We start from the raw sequence: 26277 nt of genomic DNA on the forward strand, positions 1-26277 counted from the left end.
GTAATACCCTGATTAAGCTCCAGGAATTGCACCCCAGCTTCTATCGCCAATACCCCTTGACCGTTCGAAGGCTGACACTCATTTTTTCGGCAACCTCTCGTTGCTTGTACCCAGCCTCTTTGAGTGCCTGAATCTGTGCCCTACGCCCGATAGCCTGAGCACTCCGCACAGCCCTAGAAGCGTTCGCACCTTTAGCTAGTGCTTGGGTCTGGGCTTCGGTCTTTCGGCTTCCGCCCTTACGCCCAATCTCAGCCATGAACTCGCGCAACTGCTCAGGGGCAGGCTCACGACCCTGAGCACCTGTTTTCGGGGTGTACTTCTCACGCATGAACTTTTCTGAACACTCCTAACGATTCCAGCAACCTCAGACAAGGGTAACGGCGGGTTACACAGCTCGTTCAGTTCATAGGCCTGAGCTTCAAATAAAAAGGGAGCGCCCTGCAAGAGGGCGCTCCCGATCTAAAGACGGTGTCGCTTTAGCCAGTAACGACGATGCGCACCGGCTGTGAGTTCACACCGTTGACGCTTGCAGTGGCCCAGTAGTGCCCGGGCTGAATTTTAGTGCTAGTGCCGCAGCCCAGTACGTTGAGTGAGCGGTCCCAGCTTAGCGAGGTGGTGTTGGTGGAGCCAGCCTCAACCTGAGCGTCCTCTGCAGGTGCAGCATGGCACTGGGCGTAGTTGAAGACCTGGGCAGGGCCAGAAGTGATGTTGACATCCACGTTAGCAACGCCGCCGGTAACCAGGCAGGGGTTACCTGAAGCGTTGGTGTAAGTCACGGCAAGGGCAGGGTTCTGGCCAGCAGCGTAGCTGGTGCGGTCAGCGGTAAGACTTACCTGCAGGTCAGCCGGGGTGCAGGCAGCAACGACGGCGGGGGTTTCGGGGGACTCAGGGGTGGCCTCTTCAGTGGGTTCCGCTGACTCCGTGGGCTCCTGGGAGGCAGACTCAGTAGGCTCTGCACTCTCGGATTCATCAGAGCTAGCAGAAGGATCAGCGCTCTCACTATCTGAGGGGCTGGCAGTTGCTGATTCAGTGGCGCGCTGGCTGAAATCGCTAAAAGCCTCGGCACTAGCTGAGGTTGACGATGTAGCGGCCGTGGGTTCAGAGTCTCCGCCTCGACCTACGAGCCAACTCACCAGGCTAATGCCCAGCAGAAGCACCAAGACTAAGACAAGAAGCGCAACGATGCGGCGGCGACGGTAAACCTCGGGCGAAACTTCGCCCCCATGTGAATCAACGTTTTCTGACATAAGACTAGAGTACCGGGTTTAGCACCGGTCAGAAAACTTTATGTACCGTATTAGCCGGTTTATGAGCAGGTGTTTTAGAGTGTTGAGGTGCATTCTTCTCAGACTCCTGCTCTCCCCTCAGCCCGCGATATAGATTTGCTGCATGACCGTATCAACCAGTGGTACCTGCAACATGCCCGTGACCTGCCCTGGCGTACCGGCACCAACACGCCCTGGGAGGTCATGGTGAGCGAATTTATGTTGCAACAGACACCCGTCAAGCGAGTGTTGCCGGTCTGGGAAACCTGGCTGGAGCGCTGGCCTACGCCCGCTGACCTGGCAGCTGAAGAGCCGGGTGAGGCAGTACGCGCCTGGGGCAGACTGGGCTACCCCCGCCGCGCCCAGCGTCTGCACGCTGCCGCGGTTGCCATCCTGGAGCGTCACGGCGGCAAGGTACCCAGCACCTATGAAGAGTTACTAGCCCTGCCAGGGGTTGGGTCTTATACCGCGGCAGCTATCTCAGTTTTTGCTTTTGGACGCCGGGCCACGGTCATCGACACCAATATTCGGCGCGTGCACGCCCGGCTTATCTCGGGCAAGGCGCTGCCTTCCAAGGCTCTCACCGCTGCAGAAACCCGGCTGGCTGAAGAACTGATGCCAGAAGAACTTGCAGAGTCAAACCTCTGGAACGTCTCGGTTATGGAGCTGGGCGCTCTCATCTGCACCGCCAAGTCTCCCTCGTGTGATCAGTGCCCGGTGCTTGACCGCTGTGCCTGGGTGGCCGCCGGTAGGCCCGAAGCTGACTACCAGCCCAAGGGCCAGGCCTGGGCTGGCACTGACCGCCAATTGCGGGGTGCCATGCTGGCGGTACTTCGTGCGGCAAGCGGCGGCGTTGACCGCACGCTACTCACCACCGGTGGCAAACCTGATGTCGCCTACCCCGCAGAGCTAGCCCCAGCCGTCCGTGCTCTCGCAGCGCTCAACTCCCCCTCAGAGCAAATTGACCGCTGTTACGCCGGGCTTCTGGCGGACGGACTGGCACAAGAAAAAGCCGGGCTGGTATCCCTCTAAAAACCTATCTGCACGTGCGTTGCCGAGGTGAGAAGAAGGTAGAAGGAGGGCAACAACAGCACCAGAGCCGCTGTGAGATAAAAGTTCACCGGGTAGAAGACATCGTAGGTGCGGGGGTAGCGCACGCCGTGGGCTAAGAGACCTGCCACTAGCACCAGCCATAGGGCAATATACTGGCTCGTGATAAGCAGTAGAAGCACACCGACAGGGTAAGCCCAGGTGGCAAAGAGTCCAGGCTTCTTGCTCAGAAAAATCTGCTCGCCACCTTCAAGCGTACGACTACCGGGAATATCACCTAGCTGGAAATGCATGACAAGACCCCTTCTGCTGCACCGTCTGCCTTTAGAGTAAATTTGACGCAGCGTGAAAAACCATAGCTTGACCAGCTGTTAGAGAACTCCACCATGCGCACAGGAATGTAGGTAATCTCCTCAGCTGAATCTACAATCACTGTTTTTGCCTGCTCCCCGAAGGGTGACTCCCCCGATTTCATACCCTCAGCTACAAATCCCGGTTCAGTGGCGTCCTCCCGGTAGATAATGCCGCCATCCTTGGAGCACCAAACAACGATAAAGTTGTTAGTCACCAAAGGTTTGCCCAGATAGTTTTTCTCAGTAACTTCGGTGGACGCCTGCCAGCAGTCAGCGTCAGCGTAACCCGGTCTCGATGAGATGTTAGTGACCTTGAGGTCTTCGATAGGCGTCTCGCCTTGCCTGCTCACAGTGGATGTTCCAGCTAAAAAGAAAGAAGTTGCTACGGCCAACACCAGGCTCAGGGGCAGGACGAACCAGACAATCAACCCAGGTCTTTTTCGTTCGTCATATTTTTGTTCGATATTGAGCTGCACCGCTACCCCACCCCTTCGTGTATTATGAGCTATATTACTAACGGTGGTGGGTATTGTCTAGACATATTAGGCCCCGTACAGGGCGGTAACTACCGTGTTTAGAGGTCAATAATCATGCGAGTGTTTCCCAGGGTGTTTGGCTTGACCCGCGCCAGATCCAGAAACTCGGCAACCCCCTCGTCCCGGGAGCGCAACAGTTCCATGTAGGTTTCGGGGTCTAGCTGCTCCTGGTTTTCCATGGTCCTAAAGCCCTGACGCTTAAAGAAGTCCACTTCAAAGGTCAGACAGAAGACGCTGCTCACCATGAGCTTACGCGCCCTATCCAATAGAGCGGTCACCAACTGGTGCCCCACCCCTAGCCCGCGGGCATCCGGCGCTGCAGCCAAAGTTCTAATCTCTGCGATGTTCTCCCACATCACGTGCAGCGCTCCACAGCCCACCAGTTCAGGCCCGGCGCCGCGGTCTACTTCTACCACCAAGAACTCCTGGATAGCTTCAAAGTAGGTCACTGCTTCCTTGTCCAGCAGTATCCCATCGAGCGCAAGGGGGCGCACAAGCTCCTGGATAGCGGGGACGTCCTTAACGGTTGCGGCGCGAACAAGCAGTTGAGTCATGGTCTCAGTCTAGAACAGAGAAAATAAATCAGCCCCGCGGCCTAAGCTACGGGGCTGATTAACATCATTACACACACATACACACAAGAATCTTCTTGTCCTTTTGAGCCATACACACTAAAGCTCTCTAGGGGCTCTCTCGAACCGTATGAATTAAGTATGGCGCACTACCCTTGGGCTGTCGTTTAAAGAAGCTGGGCGCTACCTGAGAGGTTGGTTAAGGTTTGATATCTTTTCGAGACTTTAGCCCCGCTGCCCACTGCAGAGATACCTCAAAACCAAATTCTCTCACCGACCAGGCAGCAAAAAGCCGCCTGCCGTTCTCCCACCCTGAGGTGAAGGACGCTGGCAGGCGGCTAAGAGCTTAAGCCGCTGGTTTAGCTCTCGTCAGCTTCACGGGCTTCTTCAGCCTCGGCCTGCTGCTCGGCTACCTTGTTAGCGATTTCAGCTTCGGGGACCGCGGGGGCTTCCGCGGCGTCCTCCTGGTTGAAGGCCTTCTCAAAGCTAGCGCTGTCCAACTCGCCCAGGGGCGCTGAAGAGAAGATGAACTTCTGCAGGTCGCCTTCACCTTCGACGTCCACGGTGATCTTCTCACCGGGCTTGATCTCACCGAAGAGAATCTTCTCTGACAGGGGATCTTCGAGGTTGCGCTGCATTTCGCGGCGCAGCGGGCGGGCGCCCATTGAGGGGTCATAACCCTTGGTTGCCATCAGAACCTTAGCCTTATCGGTCAGCTCGATAGACATATCTTGCTCGCGCAGGCGCTCAGCCAGGCGGGCGACAAAGAGGTCAACGATCTGCAAAATCTCGGTCTCTGAAAGCTGCGGGAAGACGATGATGTCATCCACACGGTTGAGGAACTCGGGGCGGAAGTGCTCCTTGAGCGACTCCATAACCCGGCCCTGCATGCGCTCGTAGGAGCCGGCGTCATCGCCCACCTGCTGGAAGCCAACGGGCACACGGCGCGCCATCTCACGTGAACCCAGGTTGGTGGTCATGATGATGACGGTGTTCTTGAAGTCCACCACGCGGCCCTGGGAGTCGGTCAGGCGGCCGTCCTCAAGAATCTGCAGCAGTGAGTTGAAGAGGTCAGCGTGAGCCTTTTCAACCTCATCGAAGAGCACAACGGAGAAGGGCTTGCGGCGTACCTTCTCGGTCAGCTGGCCACCCTCTTCGTAGCCCACGTACCCGGGAGGGGCACCGAAGAGACGAGAAACGGTGTGCTTCTCCTGGTACTCAGACATATCCAGGGTGATGAGGGCATCTTCATCGCCGAAGAGGAACTCTGCCAGTGCCTTAGCCAGCTCGGTTTTACCAACACCGGTGGGGCCGGCGAAAATGAAGGAGCCACCGGGGCGCTTGGGGTCTTTCAGACCCGCGCGGGTACGGCGGATGGAGCGAGAGAGAGCCTTGATCGCGTTCTCCTGGCCAATGACGCGCTTGTGCAGCTCATCTTCCATCTTGAGCAGGCGGCCGGTCTCTTCCTCGGTGATTTTGTAAACGGGAACACCGGTGGAGGCAGCCAGCACGTCGGCGATAACCTCTGGGGTTACCTCACCGAAAGCGTCACCGGCATTGCGCCAGGTCTTCTCAGCTTCATCCTTCTCAGCAATCAGCTTCTGCTCTTTATCGCGCAGATCTGCTGCCTTCTCGAACTCGTTACCAGCAATAGCTTCTTCTTTTTCACCCTTAATCTTGGCGATACGCTCTTCAAGCACCTTGATTTCGGGCGGAGCGGTCATACGCTTGATACGAAGGCGGGCACCGGCCTCATCAATCAGGTCAACTGCCTTATCGGGCAAGAAGCGGTCTGAGATGTAGCGGTGAGCCAGGTTCACAGCGGTTTCGATTGCTTCATCAGAGATAGTGACGCGGTGGTGTGCCTCGTACTTATCGCGCAAACCCTTGAGGATCTCAACAGCCATCTCGGGAGCCGGTTCGTCCACCTGGATAGGCTGGAAACGGCGCTCGAGAGCGGGGTCCTTCTCAATGTGCTTGCGGTATTCATCAAGGGTAGTAGCACCGATGGTCTGTAGTTCACCGCGCGCCAACATGGGCTTAAGAATAGAAGCAGCATCGATAGCGCCCTCGGCTGCACCGGCGCCCACCAGGGTGTGAATCTCGTCGATAAAGAGGATGATATCGCCACGGTTGCGAATCTCCTTGAGCACCTTCTTCATGCGCTCTTCAAAGTCACCGCGGTAACGTGAACCCGCTACCATTGAGCCCAAGTCCAAGGTGTAGAGGTGCTTATCTTTAAGGGTTTCGGGCACGTCGCCGGCAACAATAGCCTGAGCTAGACCCTCAGCGACAGCGGTCTTACCCACACCGGGCTCACCGATCAGCACGGGGTTGTTCTTGGTACGGCGCGAGAGCACCTGCATAACGCGCTCCATCTCCTTGAAGCGCCCAATCACGGGGTCAAGCTTGCCCTCGCGTGCAGCAGCGGTCAGGTTGCGGCCGAACTGATCCAGGATAGCTGAACCGGCAGGAGTGCCTTCGCGTGAGTTACCCGCGCCAACACCGGCGGTCTCTTTGCCGCCTTCAGAGTTGTTGCCGGGGTAACCCGAAATCAGATCCATAACGGTCTGGCGCACCTTAGCGGGCTCAGCGCCCAGCTTGGACAGGATCTGGTTAGCGACGCCCTCGTTGGCGCGCACCATGCCCAGCAGAATATGTTCGGTGCCGATGTAGCCGTGGTTCAGCTGAATAGCTTCACGCATGGAGAGCTCAAGAATCTTCTTGGCACGCGGAGTGAAGGGGATGTGGCCGCTAGAGGCCTGGGGGCCGGAGCCAATGATTTCCTGCACCTGCTCACGGACAGCTGTCAGATTCACGCCCAGTGATTCCAGCGCGCGGGCAGCAATACCTTCGCCCTCATGAATCAGACCGAGCAGAATGTGCTCGGTGCCGATGTAATTGTGGTTGAGCATGCGTGCTTCTTCTTGAGCAAGCACGATCACTCGGCGAGCGCGGTCAGTAAACCGTTCAAACATTGAACACTCCTTGGAAACGTATTATTACCCCAAAGATTACGCGTCTTTGCAAGGGCGCGGGGGGCTGTTCGCCAGGGAATGAACTGCGTTCGCCAACAAAGTAAACTGTGCCGAGTTTGAGGGAAAAAGGTAAGTTTCACGCACCGGGTGTTAGAGAGGGCAGATTACTTTTCTCTGTCTACATCAAACCCACGTTGATGAACGCAAATTTATTTCAATCTGTTATCGAAAATCAGAGGCTACCAAACTTCGAGATAATTCCCAGGTACAGCTATTTACCTATCACCAGCATCTACGCAGGATATACCCACTTAGACCCCCGCTATAGTAAGTTACTTAATCACGCACTGAATACACAAAAGGTGGGTACCCCTGACGGGGTACCCACCTTTAGCATCGCGCGCTAAAGCCTACTTATCTTTTTTAGCAGCGTAGTAGGCATCCTGGATTTCCTGGTGGATACGGCCACGGCTTGATACCTTGTATCCGTTTTCCTGTGCCCACTGACGAATTTCAGCAATTTCAGGGTTGCGCTTGGTAGCACCCGCGGTGGTGCGTGAACCTGCCGGACGGCCGGGTGCACGGTTGCCCTGCACACGGCGAGCCTTAGCAGCGAAGGGGCGAATTGCGTCGCGAAGACGAGCCGCATTAGCGCTGGACAGATCAATTTCAAATGATCCGCCGTCTAGACCAAAGCGGACGGTCTCATCTGCGGGGCCGCCATCAAGGTCATCTTCAAGAATGATCTTTACTTTCTGAGCCACTACATTCTCCTCATATAAATAATCCAGTGATTATGAAAAGGAACCCTTAAGAACATACAAGTACCAAAAACAGGATGTTTCGGTGAAACTTTTGTAACAAGTTATTAGGAGGACCTATATCAATCATTAATATACACCGGGAGAATAAAAATGGGAAATGAAGAGAAATTTTACCGGTAAATTATTTACTTTCTTTGCCGGTACCAAAAGGGTCTTTAGTGCCTTTATCCTTCTTGACCGCTTCATACCATGCCTCAGCGTCCTTTTGAATATCGCTTTTAGCTGCACGTTCTGTGCGGTCAGCTCGGCTAATCCACCGCAAGATGAAGTAGAGGCCTAGGCCCGCCCCGATAGAGGGAAGTAGCCCAATAAAGAATTCCATGGTGACTCTTTTCCTTAGTGTTTCGCTCCCACCAATCTACCGTGAACACAAAAATATCGCCCATCGGTTAGAACCAATGGGCGATATTTGCAGGTGCTTCTCAGCTGCCTTTACTCGGCTTCAGGCTTCATCAGCGGGAAGAGAATGGTTTCACGGATACCCACACCGGTGAAGAGCATAATGAGACGGTCAATGCCCAGCCCCAGTCCACCCATGGGGGGCGCGCCGTGTTCAAGAGCGCGCAGGAAGCCTTCGTCCAGCTGCATAGCTTCGTCATCGCCGCCGGCTGCCAGCTTGGACTGCTCAGTGAGGCGTTCACGCTGAATCACGGGGTCAATCAGCTCAGAGAAGGCGGTGCCGCGTTCCATGCCACCGATGATGAGGTCCCAGGCTTCAATCAGTCCAGCTTCACTGCGGTGCTGGCGCGCCAGGGGCTGGGCTGAGGGCGGGTAGTCGTAAACGAAGGTGGGGTTGATGAGGGTAGGTTCTACGATCTCACCAAAGAGCTCGACGACCAGCTTCTCAGCGTCCCACTTGGGATCAACGGCAACCTCGTGCTGGGCAGCGATCGCGCGCAGCTCCTCAGCCGAAGTTTTGGGGGTAATTTCCTTACCCACGGCTTCTGAGAGACCGGGGTAAACACCCAGCCACTTCCACTCACCGGTCAGGTCAATGGTGCCCGCCTCGGTTTCAATCTGGTGCACACCCACGGCATCAGCGCAGGACATGATGATTTCCTTCATGCGCTCAGCCATCACGAACTGGTCAGCATAGGCTTCGTAGCACTCCAGGGTGGTGAACTCAGGGCTGTGGGTTGAGTCCACACCCTCGTTGCGGAAGACGCGGCCAATCTCATAGACGCGTTCCATGCCACCCACCACTGCACTCTTGAGAAATAGCTCGGTGGCAATGCGCAGTGTCATGGGCTGGTCAAAAGCATTGAGATGGGTGGTGAAGGGGCGGGCAGAAGCACCACCGTGAATCAGCTGAAGGATGGGTGTTTCCAGCTCAACGTAGCCGCGCTTATTCAGTACGTCGCGCACGGTCTGGGTAATCTTGGCGCGCTTGAGCACGATCTGACGAGCCTCATCGCGCACCATCAAATCAAGGTAGCGCTGACGCACACGGGTTTCGTCATTGAGATCTGAGTGAAGGTTAGGCATGGGGCGCAGTGCCTTGGACGCCATCTGCCAGGAGTCCGCCATAATGGACAGCTCGCCACGGCGGGAAGAGATCACCTCACCGTGAACAAAAACGTGATCGCCCAGGTCAACCAGGGCCTTCCAATCAGCCAACGCCTTTTCACCCACACCAGCCAGAGAAATCATAGCCTGAATACGGGTTCCGTTACCCTGCTGCAGGGAAGCGAAGCAGAGCTTACCGGTGTTACGCACAAAGACCACGCGGCCGGCGATACCTACGAGCTCACCAGTGGTCTGGTCTGCCTCCAGCTTGCCGTCATACTTCTCGCGAATCTCGGTGATAGTGTGCGTTACCGGCACACCCACCGGGTAGGCCTCACGGCCAGATTCAAGCAGTTTGGCGCGCTTGTCCAGGCGGATCTGCATCTGCTCTGAGACATCGTTCTTTTCGTGCACGGTAGTGCCCTGTTCAGTCAATGGTTTACCCGTTCTGAGATTGGTGCAAAGGTGGTCTAGTTAATGTCCATGTTATCGATGAGGCGGGTCTTGCCCACGTAGGCTGCTACGAGTGCCAGCACACGCCCCTGATCGTCAACGGGAGCTTGGAAGGTGGCGGGATCAATTACTTCAAGGTAATCAAGACGCACGCCGGGAGTGCTGTTGATGGTCTCCCGCGCTTCGTCCACGGCAGTATCGCTGAGGACACCGGTGATGTGCTTTTCGCGCAAATGAGCCAGGGTGCGGGAGAGCACCAGGGCAGCTTCGCGGTCCTCAGGGGTGAGGTACTGGTTGCGCGAAGACAGCGCCAACCCGTCGTCCGCACGCACGATGGGTACAGGTTTGATGACCACATCGTGGTTGAAATCGGTAACCATACGCTGCATCAGGGCCAACTGCTGGGCGTCCTTCTGCCCAAAGTAAGCATTCAGGATAGCGCCCTCGGTCAGCGGCTTAAGAATATTGAAGAACTTGTTAACCACCGTCAACGCACCGTCAAAGTGCCCGGGGCGGGTTTTACCCTCAAAGAGGTTACCCAGCTCGCCGGAGGACACCGTAATACGAGGCTGGCCCCCGGGGTACATTTCTTCAACCGTGGGGGCAAAGATAACGTCCACCCCGGCTTCAGCTGCCAGCGCGGCATCCGCTTCAAGGGTGCGGGGGTAGAGGTCGAAGTCCTCATTGGGCCCGAATTGCAGGGGGTTCACAAAGATGGACAGCACCACCAGATCATTCTGCTCGCGGGCGCGGCGAATCAGGGTGGCATGCCCCTCATGCAGAGCACCCATGGTGGCGACATAGCCCACGGTCAGCTGCTTCTTGGAGCCCTTCTGGGCGCCTAGCTGGCTGGCTGCACTGGCGCGCGCCAGCAGCATCTCGTTACCAAGATCAGCGATGGTGTGTGTAATAGCGGGTTGGCTCATCACGACTGTGAGAGGTCCTTTCACTGGACGACAGGCTCTAGTTTACCGTCAAAGCTGCAAGCACACTATTGTACTGCTCATCGCTGAGCGCCCCGCGGCGGTGGGCACGTTCGGCGGTGGCTCGTGCCAGGGCCAGGTAAGCAGAGCTGATGTCGCCCGCTTCTTCCTCTACCGCGAATCCTGCCAGAGTTTGGGCGTGTGCATCCACCGTATGAGCATCCCCGCGAGCCACGGGGCCAGTGAGCGAATTTTCTCCCGCTGATAAGGCGTTATCTAAGGATGCTCGCAGCAGAGGTTCAAGGTAACGAGCGGGATCTTCTACCCCGATAGACCGCAGAATCTGCAGGGACTGACCGGTGATAGTGACCAGGTGATTAGAAGCGTGAGCCAGGGCAGCGTGGTAGAGCGCCCGGTCTCCCTCAGCAATCTGGACCGGCTCACCACCCATCTCAACAGCTAGCGCCTGGGCAATGGGCAGGAAGGGAGCAGGGCCGGTGACACCAAAACTAGTGGTTTTGAGGCGGGTGAGGTCAAGAGACAGCCCGGTGAAGGTCATAGCCGGGTGGATAGCCAGACCGATAGCACCGCACTCTTTAGCGGGGGCCAGCACATCAGTACCGTGGCGTCCGCTGGTATGAAGAACAATCTGCCCCTGCTGCCAGGCTTTAGTTTCTGCCAAGCCTTTGACCAGGGAGGGCAGGGCGTCATCGGGCACTGCCAAAAGAACCACTTCACTGCGTTCAACAATCTCGGGGATAGCCAACACCGGGACGCCGGGCAGCAGCACCTCAGCGCGGGTTTGGGAGGCCTCAGAAACAGCGTGCACCCCCACGATAGCGTGACCGGCTGTACGCAATGCGGCCCCTAGAACTGCTCCCACTTTCCCGGCGCTAATAATGCCTATACCCAGGCGGGCAGGTTTCAGGGGATTCACGGGCGGCCTTTCGGTGGCAGGTGCAGATGCCCCACCATTCTACGCGCAGGCGGCAGTCTAGCGGGCAGAGCGCAGGTGTTGCACGGTTCGCGCTACCAGCAACGCTGCGGGTACCAGTAGCGGAGCAGCACCACCAAGCATGAAGGAAGCCGTTATACCCACCAAAAGCCCCACGGTTTTTAGAGTGGCAATAACGGGTTCAATGGGGACGGCCAGCCCCTCAATAGTGGTGACGGTGAGATCGTAGTTGAACTGGGTGGGCGGGTTTACCTCGCCCAGCGCTATCGCAAGCCCAAAGAGCAGTCCGCCCAGAGCTAGCTGGAGAGGTAGCTGAAAAACCAGTGCCATGGTCAGCACGTAGACAGCTGTAGCAACACCGGAGCCCGTTGCGAACCCCAGCAATGTGCGATAGTAGGGAGCCCCCAGCCACTGGCGCAGAGCCTGGTGGGACGCCCACTCACGGGTCAGCCAGCGGTAGAAAGAGGCCACAGCCCATGTGCCCAGTGCGATAGCAGCCCCCGCGCCGAGGGCACCGAACCCCACTCCCAGGAAGATAGCAAAAGGTAAGCTGACCAGGGCGGTGAGCATCAACGGTAAGAGGCTGTCCGCCAAGGCCGCTAGCGAAAGTCGCACCGCCGAGGCAGAGATGACCCGGCGCCGGGTGCGGGAGCTTTCCGAGCCGTAGTAGCGGTAACCATCAGCCCCGCCCACATTGCGTAGAGCATAGAGTAACATGGAACTTCTGCCGTAAGCCGCCGTTGCTGCGCGCCATTCCAGCGGGGTGCGCGCCGTCCAGAGGGCTAGGGCTAAAGAACCTACTATCGCCGCCAAGACCCAGCCACCGGCAAGGAAGGGCACGAAATCCAGCCTCACGCCAGTCCCTAAACCGGTGGTAGTCAGCAGCACCACACCCACGCCAAGAGTAAAAGCACCTGCCGCCCAGAGCAGGAGGGGCAGCTTTCTGCCCAGCAGTTGGCAGCCCAGCGCCCCCTGCATGAGAACCGCCCCGAAGAGCATGGTTGCAAGGGCTGTTCCCACCAGCCAAGCGGCTGAAAAAGGGGCAAAGATAGTGGCGAGCAGAGTGGAGACCAGCCCCCAGGACGCCAGCACCGCCCAGCTCTCGGTGCGTCGCCAAAGATTGCGCCCGGGCAGGCGACCGGTAAAACGCCAGAAGAGATCCGAAGAAGAATAGGCAATCGGCCCCAGAAGATAGAGGATGCAGGCAAAGGCGGCACTAGAAATCAGGAGGGCACCAGCAAAGAAAGGTAGGGCCTGCTGATCGGTGAGGGTGAAGTAAAGGTAAGTACCGCGAACATTGCGAAGCCCGTAGGCCATAGTGGCTGCAATAGCGAAAAATACTGCCACGTAAAAGAAAGAATTGTAGACCTCTACGAAACGGTCCCCGCGGCTGCGGGCGACCGATAGGGCGCTCACGCCCGGCTCTCTTCTTGGTTCAGAGGGAAACGCAGATTGACGGTACCCGCTATTTCATTGAGCAGCGGGTCATGCGTAGCAATGCAGACCATATCGCCTAAGTCCGTAACCCGCCAGTCAACCCACTCGGTGATCCACTGCACGCCGGCGGTATCCAACCGTTTTTCGGGTTCGTCCAGAAAATAGTAGCGGGCCGGGCGTACCAGCAGGGATGCTAGGCGCGAGCGCTGCTCCTGCCCAGAGCTTAGGGTGTAGGGCTGCCGGTCGTAGGCCTGGGGCACGCCCAGCTCTTCTAGGGCTTCGCGCGGGCTGTAGAGATTCTCGGGGTCAGCGCCCAGAGCGGTGTTAATTTCTGTGGCAGCCCGCGCCATCATTTCAAGGTGCTGGCCCACAGTCACCCCGGGCAACCAGCCGATGGCGTCATTGATGCCGAAGACCTGGGTACGGAAGGGGCGGGACGAGGACTTAACCGGCGCACCGTTCAGAAGCATCTGCCCCTCGGTCAGCTCTTCTTGCTGCAGCAGGCACTTCATGAGAGTCGACTTGCCCGAGCCGTTTGGCCCGGTCAGGGTGTAGTAGGTGCCGGGATGCAGCTGCACCGAGGCGTCCTCAAAAACCAGGTTCTCTTTAAAGGCCTTCTTGGCAGCAAGTAACTCAATCAAGGGCTGTCCTCCGCCCTGCCTGTGAGCGAACACCCGGGGGTAGCCAATACCTGGTTGGCGTGGACGCCCAGCTGGGCCTGACGGACCAACAAGGCGCGGGCCGTTGCGGTGTCCACGAGGTCTATCTCGCTACCACTCACCAGGGCACCGGCGGCAGTCACCGATACCTCCGCATAATCGTAGCGCTTACCCAGAGGCCCCTGCTTCAGTTCAAGCTGCTGAATTTTCGCGTGCGGGGTAATGCTTAGTTTTTTGGTCATCATGCCACCGCGCACCAGCAATAGTGCGGGAGTCTGCGAAAAGGCATTGCGGCTGATTGCAAACCAGTCAACGCGGAAGCGGGCAGTAAGTTGACTAGCGGTAAAGCCGTGACCGCTACCCTTAGCGTCCAGACCTGCATGCAGCTGCTCAGCGGTAGCCCCGCCGTGCGCCTCATCGACAACGACCAGGGGTAGGATGCGCAGCAGGTCAGAGCGAGTGCCCACCGGCAGCAACTCACCGGCAAAAGCGGCATTTTCGCCTTCACCCTGCCCGGCTAGGGCAACAGATACCTTGTACCAGCCGGTCAGGCGCCAGAGCAGGGGCTGGGTGACAATCACCGACTGGATGCGCCCCTCAGGCACGGTTCTTGTGACGGTATCGGTAAGGCCAAAACGGGTCTTCAGACCATCAGGGCTGGTCACCAGTCTAAAGTTCCACCCGGTGTTCAGACGCTTCCACAGAGCAGATGCCAGACCCGCAATCAAAGCCAGGTTAGAAGCAAAAACAGCGCCGAAAGAGATGTCTGACCAGAGCATGACACCCATCAGAGCACCAACAAACAGCACACCGGAAAATACTCCCAGCGAAAGGAACATAGACCCCAGCAACCTGGCCACCGGCACGTGCACAATCTGCTGCTCGCCCTCACCGCGTACCCCCAGGAAGTTCTCGGTGACGTGCTGGGCCAGGCGCTGACGCAGATGGTGTTCCCCTGTATGAGCACTTACCTCTGGGGCAGAATGCTCAACTTCTAGCTGGCTACCAGCCGCGCTAGGCTTCGAGCCTGACTTCAGTTCCCGCACCTGCACCAGCAGTTCATCGCGTAGCCTGCGTGCCTCTCGGTAGCTAAGATACTGCACCTGCAAGGCTGACCCCGCGCCGTCCGCCACATCGAACTTAAGTTCAGCAAGCCCCAGTATGCGGGCGACCAGGGGCCGGTTGACGTCGATAGACTGCACCCGGTCAAGGCGTGCCTTGCGCTCAGTTTTGAAGAGCATGCCGCTCTTGATGTAAACGTTGGAGGTATCCACCGCAAACCGGTAAAAAAACCAGGTCAGAAAAAAGGGAACCAGCAGCAGCAGAAAAACCAGCACGGCAGCTACCGGAAGCCAGAAACTGCCGAAGATGTGCAACCATGCCAGGATTCCGGACTCAGGCGGTTGCACTGTCGCCAAATCCTGGAAGGTCAGGGGATCATCGCCCCTAAAGAAGTCTTCAACAGCGGGGCGCACAATCCCCAAAAGGAAGGCAACGATGATCAGCCAGGACCGCACCAGGGGTGAGAGCGGGTGTGCCCGGCGCCAGGTCAGGGTCTGTTCTTGCTCCCGATCGAGAGGTTCATCTGAGTGCGCCGTGTTTTCAAGTTGTGTGGCGCTCATTTACAGGCCCACCATCTTGGTATCAGATAGGTCGGTCAAAATTTCACGCAGACGTTGGGCCTCTGTCCTATCAAGCCCGGGAAGGACGGTGCTAGCTCCACCGGCCGTTTTGATGTCAAGATGGCTAAGACCCACCATATTCTCAATGGGCCCGGAGCTTACATCAATGAACTGGATGCGCCCGTAGGGTACTGCGCGCACCTTGCGGAACATGATGCCCCTGCGGGTCAGCAGGTGCTCAGCACGTTCGCTGTAGCCCAGGGCGTGCACCTGCCGGCTGACGATAACGGTCAGCCAGATTTGCCACACCACCATTACCGCAGCCAAAGATACCGATAGCCACAGCGGCATATTCCACCAGCCCAGAACCTCGGTCAACAGCAGGGGAAGGCAGGCCAGAGCAATCATAATAAGCGACCAGATAGCCCGCGAAATCATACGCACCTTGAAGTATTTGGGGGATACCCGCTTCCATTCAATGTCGGCGGGGTCAATGAAATCCTTGCCCAGACCGTCCAGGTCAAGCGGAGGCAGAGTGGGGGTAAAAACTGGAGAGCTAACAGGGTTTTGTGCTTCAGACTCCTGCCAAGGTACCTCGGTAGCAGACGGACGCACAGCCTGCCCCTGGTCGTTATCTTCAATCAGCCTGTTCTCAGTCATGGAAGCGCTCCCTGCCTAGTATCTCATCAACCTCAGTGTTCATTGTTTCACAGGCATGGAAGCTAGCGAAGAAAATAATCTGTCGAAGAAGGATACTACTTACTTTCGCGGTTAGCCAGGGGCCCGGTCTGCGGCAGACCCTCGCCCAGACCCGTGCCGCCGCCGTCCTCATCATCACCGGGAGGGATTCTGCACATGTTCACTGCGATAACGCCGGAAAGCATCATAAACAGCCCTGCGACCATGGAGATAGCTGATTCTGCGAGCGGCCAGGTAGAAGCGCGACTGCTCATGAGGCCAAGTTGGAAGACCAGGATAGCTAGTTGCCAGCCCATAACCAGTGCACCGGTCAGGGCCAGCGACTGCGCAAAGACCGCAACGCGAGCAGCGAGCAGGGAGTTCATGTTGCCCGCCTGGCTGCGGGTTTCACGTTTGCTGAACTTACTGACCTGGCTAGCCAGATAAAGGACTGTGCCGCCAATCAGGAGAGCAGCCACCCAGATAAGGGCGGGGAGGGAAAGCTCCGGCCCCCCGTTACGCACGCTCAGCGAATTAACGATGGCGCCGACAGCGGCTCCAACGGCAAGGGCGAGCGCCAGCGCGCGGGGCTTCAGATTCACGCGTACACCACTGGGGCTGGGCGGAACTCCCTAATGCCTTCTGCGTCAGGGGCTACATCCGCAAGTTCTCGTACAGAGGATCCCATGAGCTGGGCGGCAGGGTCCATACGGGCCCAGGGTTCAAGGACGAAGGCGCGTTCAGCGGCGCGGGGGTGGGGCAGGGTGAGGTCGGGGTCGTCCATCTCAAGGGAGGCAATGTCGATGATATCGATGTCCAGGGTGCGAGGGCCCCAGCGCACCTCTCTGGTGCGGTGGTGCTTCTCTTCGATGCTCTGGCAATATTCCAGGAGCATGAAGGGCCGCATAGCTACCGTTATCTCAATGACCATATTGGTGTAATCCGGTTGACCGGCGGGGCCTCCCACGGGTGCAGTAATCGCAATCGGTGAGACTTGGGTAATCTCAATCTTCTCGTGAGCAGCAAGATCAGCAACAGCCTGGGCCAGGGTGTCTTCACTAGCACCCAGGTTTGACCCCAGCGCAAGAACAGCTTTAACGGGCATGATTCTCCCTAAAAATTGTGACCGCAACATCTGCGAAGGTGACTTCGATAGGAGCTTTAGGCTTGTGCACGGTTAGTTCCACAGCGTCCAGCGGAAAGCGCTCCAGTACAGTCTGCGCGATGTTCTCTGCCAGGGTTTCAATCAGATTTAAGGATTCACCGGTGACAATTTCGCGGATCACTTCAGCGACCTCAGCATAATTGACGGTATTAGCGACATCGTCGGTAGCGGCAGCTTGGGTGAAATCGGTGAACATGGTGATATCGACGAAGAAGGGCTGCCCTGTTTGCTTCTCGGTATCGAGCACGCCGTGATAGCCGACGCTGCCCACGCCGGTCAGCGTGATGCGGTCGGCGCGCGAGTAGTCCCTGCGCGTGAAATCGCTAGATGATTCGTGAACGTGCATGGCCACCTTTCACCGGGGTCAGTGGGCACCATCGTCGGTGTCTTGTCTAGCAATTATCCACGGTGCTTAGGCCGCGTGACCTGCTAGTAATTTGTGCTTTTAAGCATGATTTGTTCAAACTTTGCCGATTTTCTGCGGAAACTCCCAGCTTGCTGAGTTTCACATCACCCAAAAAAGGAGGTTAAGGTCACAAACACTTTTTCTTTTGTGAAGCGTTTATTGCAGCGTTGAGAAGTATGTTTCGACAGCCTATTCGGCACCCTGTTGCCAGGCAGACCTCACCGCTAGAGCGTCCACGGTCGCACGCACATTATGCACCCGCACTGCCCAAGCCCCGGCGTCCGCCGCCATCAGGCTAAGGGCAGCACTGGCAACATCACGATCAGCGGGCGCACGCTCAGCAACCTGCTCTACAGGCAGCCCGGCGGACGCCGCGTCGCTGGCCTGCAAGGCAGCGGCAATAAACCGCTTGCGGGACCCTGCCACCAGAACCTTATGCCCCTGGGCAACCAGACCCTCAATACCCGCCAGAATTTGCCAGTTCTGCTCCCCACGTTTTGCGAAACCAGGCCCAGGGTCAAGGATAATCTTCTGCGACTCCACTCCCCCAGCAAGTAGACGCTGGCGCAGCCCCATCAGCTCAGCAATCACCTCATCAGCAACCCGGCCGTAAGTCGCCTGAGAATCCATGGTCTGAGAGGTGCCCCGGGCGTGCATAAGAATGTAAGGAACCTTCAGCTCCGCTACCGCTTCGACCATGTCATCACGCAGACTCATACCGGCTACATCGTTGATGATGTGGGCGCCGGCATCCACAGCCGCCCGGGCGGTTTCTGGGTTGAGGGTATCAACACTCATCACAATCCCCTGCGCCGCCAGCGCTTCAACCACGGGTAGCACCCGGCGCTGCTCTTCAGCCAGCGGGACGCGCACCGCACCGGGGCGCGTGGACTCACCACCCACGTCGATAATGTCAGCCCCCTGCTCTACCAGACGCAAAGCGTGCGCCACTGCGGTCTCGGTGGTGGCGTGCAAACCGCCATCAGAGAAGGAATCCGGGGTGACGTTGAGAATCCCCATCACCAGGGTTCGGTCGGTAGGCAAAGCCTCAAAAGTGCCGTGAGCGTGCGGTAAATTCATGTCTCCAGTCTAGGTGGCAGGCTGACTAGACCGCACCCCTACAGGGGAAGCTGGCGGGGCGCCCGGTGCCGCGCCTGGCTAACCTCAACAGCGAGCGTGCGCCTTATCGCCGAGTGTGCGCCTCTAATGCGCACGCTCGGCGATAAGGTGCACGCTCGCGAAAACAGCTCCCCCTCTTGCCTATCGTTTATCGATATGCCACACTAGAGCATATCGATAAACGATAGGCTTTTTGATGTAGGGAGGGACGCATGCCACCAGACCAGGAACACCAGATCAGGTGTAACCTTGACCGGCTTCTAGACGAGCGAAACCTGAGCCTGGTCGAGCTCTCCCAGCAGGTGGGCGTCTCGGTTGCCAACCTGTCGGTGCTCAAAAATAACCGGGCACGCGCCGTCCGCTTCTCAACCCTCACCGCCCTCTGCCAGGTCTTAGACTGCAGCCCGGGCGACCTCTTCACCTACGACAGCCAAGGAGCATGAGATGGGAAACCTCAAAAACTACCTAGGGCTGGACGCCGACAACAAGCCCCAGCCAGAAGAACACAACTTCAGCGTCGCCTACATCTACACCGGTTTCGCTATCTTCATGGTCCTTGGGCTTGCCGTCATGCAGTGGCCAGAGCAGGGCATTCCCTCACCCCTGCACCGCTTCAACCCCGAGCTCACCGGCGGCACTCACTGGGTCAGCGCAGAGAATCTCGGCCAGCTCACCGTAGTGGCAGCCTGGGCGGGTTTCGCCTGGAAGTTCCTGGTCTACCTCGCCACAGCGGTGCTCCTTCACCGGGTGGCTAGGGTTTTCTACCGCAAGGCTGACTTCACCGCTACAGCCCTGTCGACCCTGCGAGCCGTGCCCATCGTCCTGCTAATCGGCATGATTGGCTACTCCATTTTCACTGAGGTGGTGGCCTTTGGTGTCAGCAGGGCCTACGTTCTGGATTCCCTAGAAAAAGAGGCAACCTTCTTCTCAGACCAGGGCATGGTGACCATTCTGTTTATCGCAGCTCTCTTCTTCATCGAAGGAGCACTACGCCGGGGGTTGACCCTTCAGGAAGACACAGACGCCACGATCTAACAGGTGCCCTCGGCGCTAGGGCACAACGAAAGGGGCCGGTTTGTTGCTACAAACAGGCCCCTTTCTAATCTTCAGGCTAGGAAGCGTTAATAAGGCTCATTGCCTCGGCCCGGGTAGCCGGGTCGTGCAAAGCGCCGCGTACCGCCGAAGTCACGGTCTTAGTGCCGGGCTTACGCACGCCACGCATGGACATGCACATGTGCTCAGCCTGCATCACGACAATGGCACCCAAAGGAGCCAGATGCTCTTCAAGAGCTTCAACCACCTGAGTAGTCAGGCGTTCCTGCACCTGTGGGCGCTTAGCGTAGAGATCCACCAGACGTGCCAGCTTGGATAGACCGGTTACCTTGCCATCCCCTCCGGGAATGTAGCCAATGTGCGCTGTTCCGTAGAAGGGCACCAGGTGATGCTCGCAGGTAGAGAAGAAAGGAATGTCCTTGACCAGCACCATCTCGGAATGGTCGATATCGAAGGTGGTGCCCAGAAGGTCAGCGGCGTCCTGGTGAAGGCCAGCAAACATTTCCTCGTAGGCACGCGCCACGCGGGCAGGGGTATCCAAGAGACCGTCGCGTTCGGGGTCTTCACCGATCGCCAGCAGGATCTCGCGAACCGCCGCCTCGATACGGGGCTGGTCCACCGCCACTAGCGCTGCCCTCCCAGCGGGTCCACATCGGGGGTCCCCTCAGGGCCGGCCGCGCCGGGGTGGGGTGTGCCATGGTCCATGGGATCAACCACCGGCTGCTGCACAATGCCCTCAACGGGAGCGTTATCAGACTCTTCGCTCTCACCCTGGTTTGCCTCAGCACGTTCGCTGGGGGCTAGCACGGGGGGAATATCGGTCTTCTCGCGGGTCTCCTTGGAGTACCAGTGCTCGCGCTCGGGGCGCTTGCGCACGTTGGCAAAGATTTCTGCCAGCTCGTTCTCTAACAGAGTTTCCTTCTCTAGCAGGGCCAGAGCCAGGGTGTCCAGCACGTCGCGGTTCTCAACCAGAATCTGGAAAGCCTCATCGTGAGCACCCTCAAGCAGGGCCTGCACCTCGGCGTCCACGGTAGCAGCCAGAGCATCGGAATGCTGGTTGCCGCCGCCACCGCCACCACCCAGGAAGGGGTCAGATTCTTTAGCGACCAGGCGCACCGATCCCACCTTGGCGCTCATGCCGTATTCGGTCACCATCTTGCGCGCGGTGTCGGTTGCCTTCTGAATATCGTTGGACGCACCGGTTGAGGGGTCGTGGAAGACAACTTCTTCAGCGGCGCGGCCACCCATGGCGTAGGCCATCTGGTCTAGCAGTTCGTGGCGGGTGGTGGAGTATTTATCATCCTGCGGCATGACCATGGTGTAACCCAGGGCGCGGCCACGGGGCAGAATCGTAATCTTGGTGACGGGTGCCGAGTTACGCAGGGCAGCAGCTACCAGAGCGTGACCGCCCTCGTGGTAGGCGGTGACCTTACGTTCGTGCTCGTTCATAATGCGGGAAGAACGCTGGGGGCCTGCCATAACACGGTCAATCGCCTCGTCAATGGCACGCTCATCAATGACGTTGCCACCATCGCGGGCCGTCAGCAGGGCCGCTTCGTTCATAACGTTGGCAAGATCAGCACCGGTGAAACCGGGGGTACGCTTAGCAACTGAGCCCAGGTCAACGCGGCGGTCAATCGGCTTGCCAGCAGCATGCACCTCAAGGATGCGCGTGCGTCCTGCCATATCGGGGGCGTCCACGCCCACCTGGCGGTCGAAACGGCCGGGGCGCAACAGCGCGGGGTCCAGCACGTCGGGGCGGTTGGTCGCCGCAATAACAATGATGTTGGAGGTTCCGTCGAAGCCGTCCATCTCAACCAGCAACTGGTTAAGGGTCTGCTCGCGTTCGTCATTACCGCCGCCCATGCCGACGCCGCGCTGGCGGCCAACAGCATCAATTTCGTCCACGAAGATGATGGCGGCGGGGTTCTGCTTGGCTTCCTTGAAGAGGTCTCGCACGCGGGAGGCACCCACACCAACGAACATTTCAACGAAGTCAGAACCGGAGATGGAGAAGAAGGGCACGCCGGCTTCACCAGCAACAGCCTTAGCCAGCAGAGTTTTACCGGTCCCGGGAGGGCCATAGAGCAGAACACCCTTGGGAATCTTCGCGCCCAGACGGGTGAACTTCTCGGGTTCAGCCAAAAATTCGCGTACCTCTTCAAGCTCAGCCAGAGCCTCATCCACACCGGCAACGTCGGCGAAACGCACGGTCGGGTTGTCCTTGTTGAACTTCTTAGCCTTTGACTTAGAGAAGTTCATAATCTGGGAGCTGCCACCGCCCATGCGAGACATCAAGAACCAGAAGAGAGCGACCAGAATGAGGAAGGGCAACATGAAGGACAGCATGGAGGTAAACCAGTTGGTCTGCACCGGCTGATCCGTGAAGGATTCCAAGCCGGCATCGTCCATAGCCGCCACCACATCATCAGCGCGGGGCTCAACATAGTAGAAAGAAACGGACTTGCCCTGGTTTTCACCAGAACCATTCACGTAGTCGTCCTTGAGCTCAAGATCCACGCGCTGATCGCCATCGTAAATCTTGGCGCTGATCGCCTTATCGTCGTTCAGCAACCCCAGACCCACGTTGGTATCAACCTGGCGTGCTGATGAAAAGCTGTTAGCAAACAGCATGGGGACCGCAATGAGCACGGCAAGAAGAACCCAGAACCAGGGCCCTGAAATCAGCTTGCCAAAGAACCCCTTCTTCTTGCCATCAGGGGTGTTATCCGTTTTTTGCGTCAATGCCGTGCCTTCCACATCTGACGGGGCTAGGCGAGCCCAACCACTTACATTTTCTATTGCCGCCGCGAACGGGGCCTAAGAACTTAAAGACCTATCTAATGTACCTAAGTTTCCTGAATTCTAACCGTGATGCTAGTTTGTTTCGCCTCTGGGCTAAAGGGCAAGCCGGGGCTACCTCTCCCCTTACCCGCCCTGACCCTGCTTAGATACAGCAGCGCGCAGGTGCCCGGGGGCTACCTGCGCGCTCAAAGCTAAGGCAGTTTAGGAGTAAACGTGCGGTGCCAGGGTGACGATGCAGTCCAGGTTGCGGTAGCGCTCAGCGAAGTCAAGGCCGTAGCCGACCACGAACTCAGGCTCAATATCCCAGCCAACATATTTCACGTCAACATCGGTCTTCACGCTCTTCGGCTTACGCAGCAGAGTGCAGATTTCCACGGACGCCGCGCCGCGGGACACCAGGTTCTGCTGCAACCACTTGAGGGTCAGGCCCGAATCAATGATGTCCTCAACAATGAGCACATCGCGACCGGTCAGGTCGGTGTCGAGATCCTTCAAGATACGAACGACGCCCGAGGACTTGGTGCCTGAACCGTAGGAGGAAACAGCCATCCAGTCCATGGTGTAGTGAGCCTTAAGCGCACGGGAAAGGTCGGCGACCACCATGATAGCGCCCTTGAGTACGCCTACCAGCAGCACGTCCTTGCCTTCGTAATCCTTATCGATCTGAGCGGCAAGCTCCTTAATTTTGGCGTCAATCTCTTCTTTGCTGAAGAGAACGTGCTTGATGTCGTTCTGTACGTCGTTAGCGTCCACGTCTGTTGCTTTCTGGTTGTTTTAAGGTGCTGGCACCGCCCCCGTAAACGGGCAGCGGCGCGTCCTACCTTTAAGTATGGTTACTTTGAGGTGCTGAGTAAAACGATAAGCCCGGTTTTTTTGAGGTTTGTCTGTTTTTCCTGGCGCAAAAGGGTAGTCGAAGGGCGGCGCCGGTAGGCGCTGACATGGCCCGGCAATTGAACGGGGCCTGCAATGGAGTGTTCTTTCACAAACTCATCCAGAGCACCTAAACGCTCGAACCCGGGGTTGAAACCACCGGCTTTTTTGACGGCAAGCACCAGCACCCTGCCCCGCAAAGCTGGGTGAAGGTTCAGCAAGCTGGTGCGGTCTAGTAGAACCAGGTCAGCTGCTTCAGTTGCCGGGGGTAGGTTTAGTTTTTCCAGGCCTCCCACCTCGGTAAGGCTGATCTCTACCCGGGTGAGGGCTGCTTCTGCCTGTTGATGCATATAGAGGGCATCTGGCCCGGCGATAGCGGCGGTGCGTGCCAGCGATAGGGCTACGTCCCCTCCCAGATGCTCCTCAAGATAGGGCAGGACGCTGTGGCGCACTTTGGCGCGCATGAGGGACTGATCGGTGTTGGTGGGGTCGTACCAGGGGTTCAGGTTCTCGGCGGCGCAGATTTCTTCAACCTCACTGCGGCGTACGCTCAAAAGAGGGCGCAGGTAGGTGACACCGTTTTCTTCTTTGAGGGCGGGCATGCCAGCGAGCGACCGAGTGCCTGAACCTCGTGCCAAACCCAGCAGAACGGTTTCTGCCTGGTCATCTAGGGTGTGCCCCAAAAGGACGGCGGCGGCCCCGGTTTCGCGGACTGCCTTTTCAAAAGCCCCGTAGCGTGCAAGGCGTGCCGCCATTTCTGGGCCCTCACTACTGGAATTAACCGTGACTTTCTCTACTAAAACCGGTGATAGCCCCATCTGCCGCAGAACGCGGGCGGTGTTCTCGGCAACTTCTCCCGATCCTTTTTGCAGCTGATGATCCACCACGATAGCACCGGCACGAAAATCACCGCGGCGGGCAAAGTGGGCAGTGAGCGAGGCGAGCGCCAGAGAATCAGGGCCGCCGCTGACCGCCACCAGCACCAGGGGCACGGCAGCGTTTTCTTGCTGGATACCGACGTCCTGCCCGTGAGCGTCCTGCCGGTTTCGGGTAGCCCGGCCTGCCGGGGCCACGGTGCCCGGGCCCAGGGTGTCATTGAGGGCGGAAGCTAGCGCCCCGCGCGCTGCACCCACGGTGGGGTTAAGTCTGCCTTTGCGTGCCTCTTGCATTAGTTCTCCGGGATGGTTTCTGCTGAGATAGTTTTTGCCGGGGCGGCGCCGAGCACACGGTCAATCCATGCTTGCGGGCTGGTGATTTCGGTAGCGGTCGGTAGGTTCTCGGGGGCTTCCCAGATGGTGTTGAAGCGCTCCATGCCCACCTGATCCACAATGTACTGCACGAACTTCTGCCCGTTTTTGTACTGCAACATTTTGGCGTCCATGCCCAGGAGCTTACCCATGAAACGGGGGAAGAAGCCCTGATTTTTGCCGCGACGCTCAAAGCGGCGGCGGATGGTTTTGACGCTGGGCACGATGGAGCCGTCCACGGCGTCCATGACCACGTTGGCGTGGCCTTCGAGCAGGCTCATGATGCCGGTAACCCGGTTCATCAGTTCCTTGCCTTCGGGGCTGAGCAGGGCGGTAACGCCGGGGGCAGGGGTGCCCTCCCCCAGTGCTTCGCGGTTCTTCATGCCGCGCACCGCGCCGGTGGCCGCAGTTGCGAGGCGTTCGGGCAGGTTCTCGGTGACCTGCCCCAGTTCCCTGGCAAGATCGTGCATGGTGGCTAGCAGGTAGTCCCGCAACCAGGGGGCAGCGGAGAACTGCACCCGGTGGGTCTGCTCGTGCAGTGCCACCCAGAGACGGAAATCCGCGGGGTCAAGGTTGAGTTCTTTTTCCAGCTGAACCAGGTTAGGTGCCACGATCATGAGCCTGCCACCGGAGGCCCCGTGACCGGCGAGCGCGGCGTAGGGGTCGTACTGCCCCAGCACGCGGGTGGAGAGGAAGCCCAGCACCGCGCCCAGCTCGGTGGCACCGCCCACCTCGGTGATGGCGTACTGGGTGTCAGTCAGATGTTCTAGCTTGCTCCCCAGCACTTCATCAGCCACAGGCCCCAGCATGACGTCAAAGGACTGGGCGTTGGCTTGCACCCAGGTGGCGCGGTCAACGATAAGCAACTCAGAGTCGTGCAGGTTGTGGGCGGCGTCCAAACTGGTGATGTTATAGACGTGATCCACGGCGGCGGTTGCAGCGTAGCGCATGTCCTCCACGGCACTGCGCTTACGCTGGTCTTCAAGCCGAGGCCCGCCGGGGGTGATAAAGCGGGCAACCTTGTGAGCCAACCCAAAATTCAGGGGCACGGAGCGGGCTACTGCAGGACGCTGGGGATCGGGTGAGGCATTCATAGACCACCACTTTACCGTCTGCCCCTTAAAAGGGTCAGTCCCACTACCATTCGGTAGCGGGACTGCACCACTATCACTCACCGGTGATAGAAAACTGCTTAGTTCTCGTCAGCTTCTGCTTCAGCAGCTGAGTCGTAGTGGGATTCGGCGAAGCGAACCTTAGCTTCTTCAACCAGCTTCTCCGCGAATTCGCGGTCTTCCCAGCCTTCGCCCTTAACCCACTTGCCGGGCTCCAGGTCCTTGTAGCGCTCAAAGAAGTGCTTGATTTCGTTCTTGAGCTGCTCGAACACATCGTCGATGGTCTGAATGTGGTCGTAGCGCTTGTCGGTGGGAACGCAGAGAACCTTGTCATCGCCGCCAGCCTCGTCGGTCATGCGGAAGACACCAACGGGGCGTGACTCTACGAGCACACCGGGAACAACGTCAACATCAAGAATGACCATGGCGTCCAGGGGGTCACCGTCTTCACCCAGGGTGTCTTCAAAGTAGCCGTAGGCGGTGGGGTACTGCATGGAGGTGAAGAGAACACGGTCCAGGCGCAGGCGGCCGGTTTCGTGGTCGATTTCGTACTTGACGCGTGAGCCGCGGTTGATTTCGATGGTGACGTCGAGCTCCAAGAGGAACCTCCTAGGTTGAAGTATGTGCGCGAGTGCACGAGTGTATCGGGTCTAGTCTAGCGGACAAGGCAAGGCTATGCCGCTCAGGCG

At 58.1% G+C, this 26277-nt stretch carries 28 protein-coding genes; 3 read left to right on the forward strand and 25 right to left on the reverse strand.

The window, feature by feature from the left end:
- Window positions 1-40 precede the first annotated feature (40 nt).
- Both L6990_RS04620 and L6990_RS04625 read right to left on the reverse strand, forming a co-directional pair.
- Window positions 41-328, reverse strand: coding sequence for a hypothetical protein (locus L6990_RS04620; RefSeq protein WP_237202900.1), 288 nt, complete (start codon window positions 326-328; stop codon window positions 41-43).
- 148 nt (window positions 329-476) lie between these two features.
- Entirely contained in the window at window positions 477-1247 is a 771-nt protein-coding gene (locus tag L6990_RS04625; RefSeq protein ID WP_237202901.1) for a hypothetical protein, read from the reverse strand.
- An 87-nt stretch (window positions 1248-1334) separates the two neighbouring features.
- On the opposite strand from L6990_RS04625, the gene L6990_RS04630 reads away from it, so the two are divergent.
- Complete coding sequence (locus L6990_RS04630; protein ID WP_237202902.1) at window positions 1335-2297, forward strand: A/G-specific adenine glycosylase; 963 nt, start codon at window positions 1335-1337, stop codon at window positions 2295-2297.
- On the opposite strand, the gene L6990_RS04635 is transcribed toward L6990_RS04630, so the two are convergent.
- The 17 genes from L6990_RS04635 to folP form a co-directional block, all read right to left on the reverse strand.
- Window positions 2294-2608, reverse strand: a complete 315-nt coding sequence (locus tag L6990_RS04635) for a hypothetical protein (protein WP_237202903.1) — start codon at window positions 2606-2608, stop codon at window positions 2294-2296. The two genes, L6990_RS04630 and L6990_RS04635, sit on opposite strands and share 4 nt — an antisense overlap.
- Window positions 2593-3144 carry a hypothetical protein gene (locus L6990_RS04640; RefSeq protein WP_237202904.1) on the reverse strand — a complete coding sequence of 184 codons (552 nt, stop codon included), beginning with the start codon at window positions 3142-3144 and terminating at the stop codon, window positions 2593-2595. The genes L6990_RS04635 and L6990_RS04640 overlap by 16 nt, the downstream gene beginning before the upstream one ends.
- Window positions 3145-3242: 98 nt before the next feature.
- A complete protein-coding gene (locus L6990_RS04645) occupies window positions 3243-3758 on the reverse strand; it encodes an amino-acid N-acetyltransferase (protein ID WP_237202905.1) in 516 nt (171 codons plus the stop codon).
- Window positions 3759-4135: 377 nt separating this feature from the next.
- On the reverse strand, window positions 4136-6754 hold the full coding sequence (locus tag L6990_RS04650) for an ATP-dependent Clp protease ATP-binding subunit (RefSeq protein WP_237202906.1): 2619 nt from the start codon (window positions 6752-6754) through the stop codon (window positions 4136-4138).
- A 410-nt stretch (window positions 6755-7164) separates the two neighbouring features.
- A complete protein-coding gene (locus tag L6990_RS04655) occupies window positions 7165-7518 on the reverse strand; it encodes a histone-like nucleoid-structuring protein Lsr2 (RefSeq protein ID WP_237202907.1) in 354 nt (117 codons plus the stop codon).
- Between the two features lie 181 nt (window positions 7519-7699).
- On the reverse strand, window positions 7700-7900 hold the full coding sequence (locus L6990_RS04660) for a hypothetical protein (RefSeq protein ID WP_237202908.1): 201 nt from the start codon (window positions 7898-7900) through the stop codon (window positions 7700-7702).
- A gap of 110 nt (window positions 7901-8010) precedes the next feature.
- A complete protein-coding gene (gene lysS, locus L6990_RS04665) occupies window positions 8011-9468 on the reverse strand; it encodes a lysine--tRNA ligase (RefSeq protein WP_237203104.1) in 1458 nt (485 codons plus the stop codon).
- An 86-nt stretch (window positions 9469-9554) separates the two neighbouring features.
- Window positions 9555-10463 (reverse strand): pantoate--beta-alanine ligase, encoded by a 909-nt coding sequence (gene panC, locus L6990_RS04670; RefSeq protein WP_237203105.1) that lies wholly within the window; start codon window positions 10461-10463, stop codon window positions 9555-9557.
- A 37-nt stretch (window positions 10464-10500) separates the two neighbouring features.
- Window positions 10501-11397, reverse strand: a complete 897-nt coding sequence (locus tag L6990_RS04675; protein WP_237202909.1) for a Rossmann-like and DUF2520 domain-containing protein — start codon at window positions 11395-11397, stop codon at window positions 10501-10503.
- Between the two features lie 57 nt (window positions 11398-11454).
- Window positions 11455-12831, reverse strand: a complete 1377-nt coding sequence (locus tag L6990_RS04680) for a hypothetical protein (protein WP_237202910.1) — start codon at window positions 12829-12831, stop codon at window positions 11455-11457.
- Window positions 12828-13493 carry an ABC transporter ATP-binding protein gene (locus L6990_RS04685; RefSeq protein ID WP_237202911.1) on the reverse strand — a complete coding sequence of 222 codons (666 nt, stop codon included), beginning with the start codon at window positions 13491-13493 and terminating at the stop codon, window positions 12828-12830. The genes L6990_RS04680 and L6990_RS04685 overlap by 4 nt, the downstream gene beginning before the upstream one ends.
- Window positions 13490-15133: a PH domain-containing protein gene (locus tag L6990_RS04690; RefSeq protein WP_237202912.1), complete on the reverse strand. Its 1644-nt coding sequence runs from the start codon at window positions 15131-15133 to the stop codon at window positions 13490-13492. Before L6990_RS04690 ends, L6990_RS04685 begins: the two co-directional genes overlap by 4 nt.
- Window positions 15134-15793 (reverse strand): PH domain-containing protein, encoded by a 660-nt coding sequence (locus L6990_RS04695; RefSeq protein ID WP_237202913.1) that lies wholly within the window; start codon window positions 15791-15793, stop codon window positions 15134-15136.
- A 95-nt stretch (window positions 15794-15888) separates the two neighbouring features.
- Window positions 15889-16413 (reverse strand): DUF3180 domain-containing protein, encoded by a 525-nt coding sequence (locus L6990_RS04700; RefSeq protein WP_237202914.1) that lies wholly within the window; start codon window positions 16411-16413, stop codon window positions 15889-15891.
- Window positions 16410-16916 carry a 2-amino-4-hydroxy-6-hydroxymethyldihydropteridine diphosphokinase gene (folK, locus tag L6990_RS04705; protein WP_237202915.1) on the reverse strand — a complete coding sequence of 169 codons (507 nt, stop codon included), beginning with the start codon at window positions 16914-16916 and terminating at the stop codon, window positions 16410-16412. The genes L6990_RS04700 and folK overlap by 4 nt, the downstream gene beginning before the upstream one ends.
- A complete protein-coding gene (gene folB / locus L6990_RS04710; protein WP_237202916.1) occupies window positions 16906-17322 on the reverse strand; it encodes a dihydroneopterin aldolase in 417 nt (138 codons plus the stop codon). Before folB ends, folK begins: the two co-directional genes overlap by 11 nt.
- Window positions 17323-17571: 249 nt before the next feature.
- Window positions 17572-18462 carry a dihydropteroate synthase gene (gene folP / locus L6990_RS04715; protein WP_237202917.1) on the reverse strand — a complete coding sequence of 297 codons (891 nt, stop codon included), beginning with the start codon at window positions 18460-18462 and terminating at the stop codon, window positions 17572-17574.
- A 251-nt stretch (window positions 18463-18713) separates the two neighbouring features.
- Here folP and L6990_RS04720 point away from each other — a divergent pair, with 251 nt between their 5' ends.
- A complete protein-coding gene (locus L6990_RS04720; RefSeq protein WP_237202918.1) occupies window positions 18714-18944 on the forward strand; it encodes a helix-turn-helix domain-containing protein in 231 nt (76 codons plus the stop codon).
- Window position 18945: 1 nt separating this feature from the next.
- Window positions 18946-19536 carry a hypothetical protein gene (locus L6990_RS04725; protein WP_237202919.1) on the forward strand — a complete coding sequence of 197 codons (591 nt, stop codon included), beginning with the start codon at window positions 18946-18948 and terminating at the stop codon, window positions 19534-19536.
- Between the two features lie 76 nt (window positions 19537-19612).
- Here the strand turns inward: L6990_RS04725 and folE are convergent, their stop codons facing one another.
- The 6 genes from folE to L6990_RS04755 form a co-directional block, all read right to left on the reverse strand.
- Window positions 19613-20179 carry a GTP cyclohydrolase I FolE gene (gene folE / locus L6990_RS04730; RefSeq protein WP_237202920.1) on the reverse strand — a complete coding sequence of 189 codons (567 nt, stop codon included), beginning with the start codon at window positions 20177-20179 and terminating at the stop codon, window positions 19613-19615.
- Window positions 20179-22299 carry an ATP-dependent zinc metalloprotease FtsH gene (gene ftsH, locus L6990_RS04735; RefSeq protein ID WP_440480484.1) on the reverse strand — a complete coding sequence of 707 codons (2121 nt, stop codon included), beginning with the start codon at window positions 22297-22299 and terminating at the stop codon, window positions 20179-20181. The genes folE and ftsH overlap by 1 nt, the downstream gene beginning before the upstream one ends.
- Before the next feature lie 261 nt (window positions 22300-22560).
- Entirely contained in the window at window positions 22561-23112 is a 552-nt protein-coding gene (gene hpt / locus L6990_RS04740; protein ID WP_237202921.1) for a hypoxanthine phosphoribosyltransferase, read from the reverse strand.
- A gap of 80 nt (window positions 23113-23192) precedes the next feature.
- The gene (gene tilS / locus L6990_RS04745) at window positions 23193-24398 is read right to left on the reverse strand and encodes a tRNA lysidine(34) synthetase TilS (RefSeq protein ID WP_237202922.1); all 1206 of its coding nucleotides are present in this window, start codon (window positions 24396-24398) and stop codon (window positions 23193-23195) included.
- Complete coding sequence (locus L6990_RS04750) at window positions 24398-25570, reverse strand: zinc-dependent metalloprotease (RefSeq protein WP_237202923.1); 1173 nt, start codon at window positions 25568-25570, stop codon at window positions 24398-24400. The genes tilS and L6990_RS04750 overlap by 1 nt, the downstream gene beginning before the upstream one ends.
- Window positions 25571-25668: 98 nt before the next feature.
- On the reverse strand, window positions 25669-26187 hold the full coding sequence (locus tag L6990_RS04755; RefSeq protein WP_237202924.1) for an inorganic diphosphatase: 519 nt from the start codon (window positions 26185-26187) through the stop codon (window positions 25669-25671).
- Window positions 26188-26277: the final 90 nt, after the last annotated feature.

It is taken from the genome of Rothia endophytica, assembly GCF_928381505.1.
In the GTDB taxonomy this organism is placed as follows: Bacteria; Actinomycetota; Actinomycetes; order Actinomycetales; family Micrococcaceae; genus Rothia; species Rothia endophytica_A.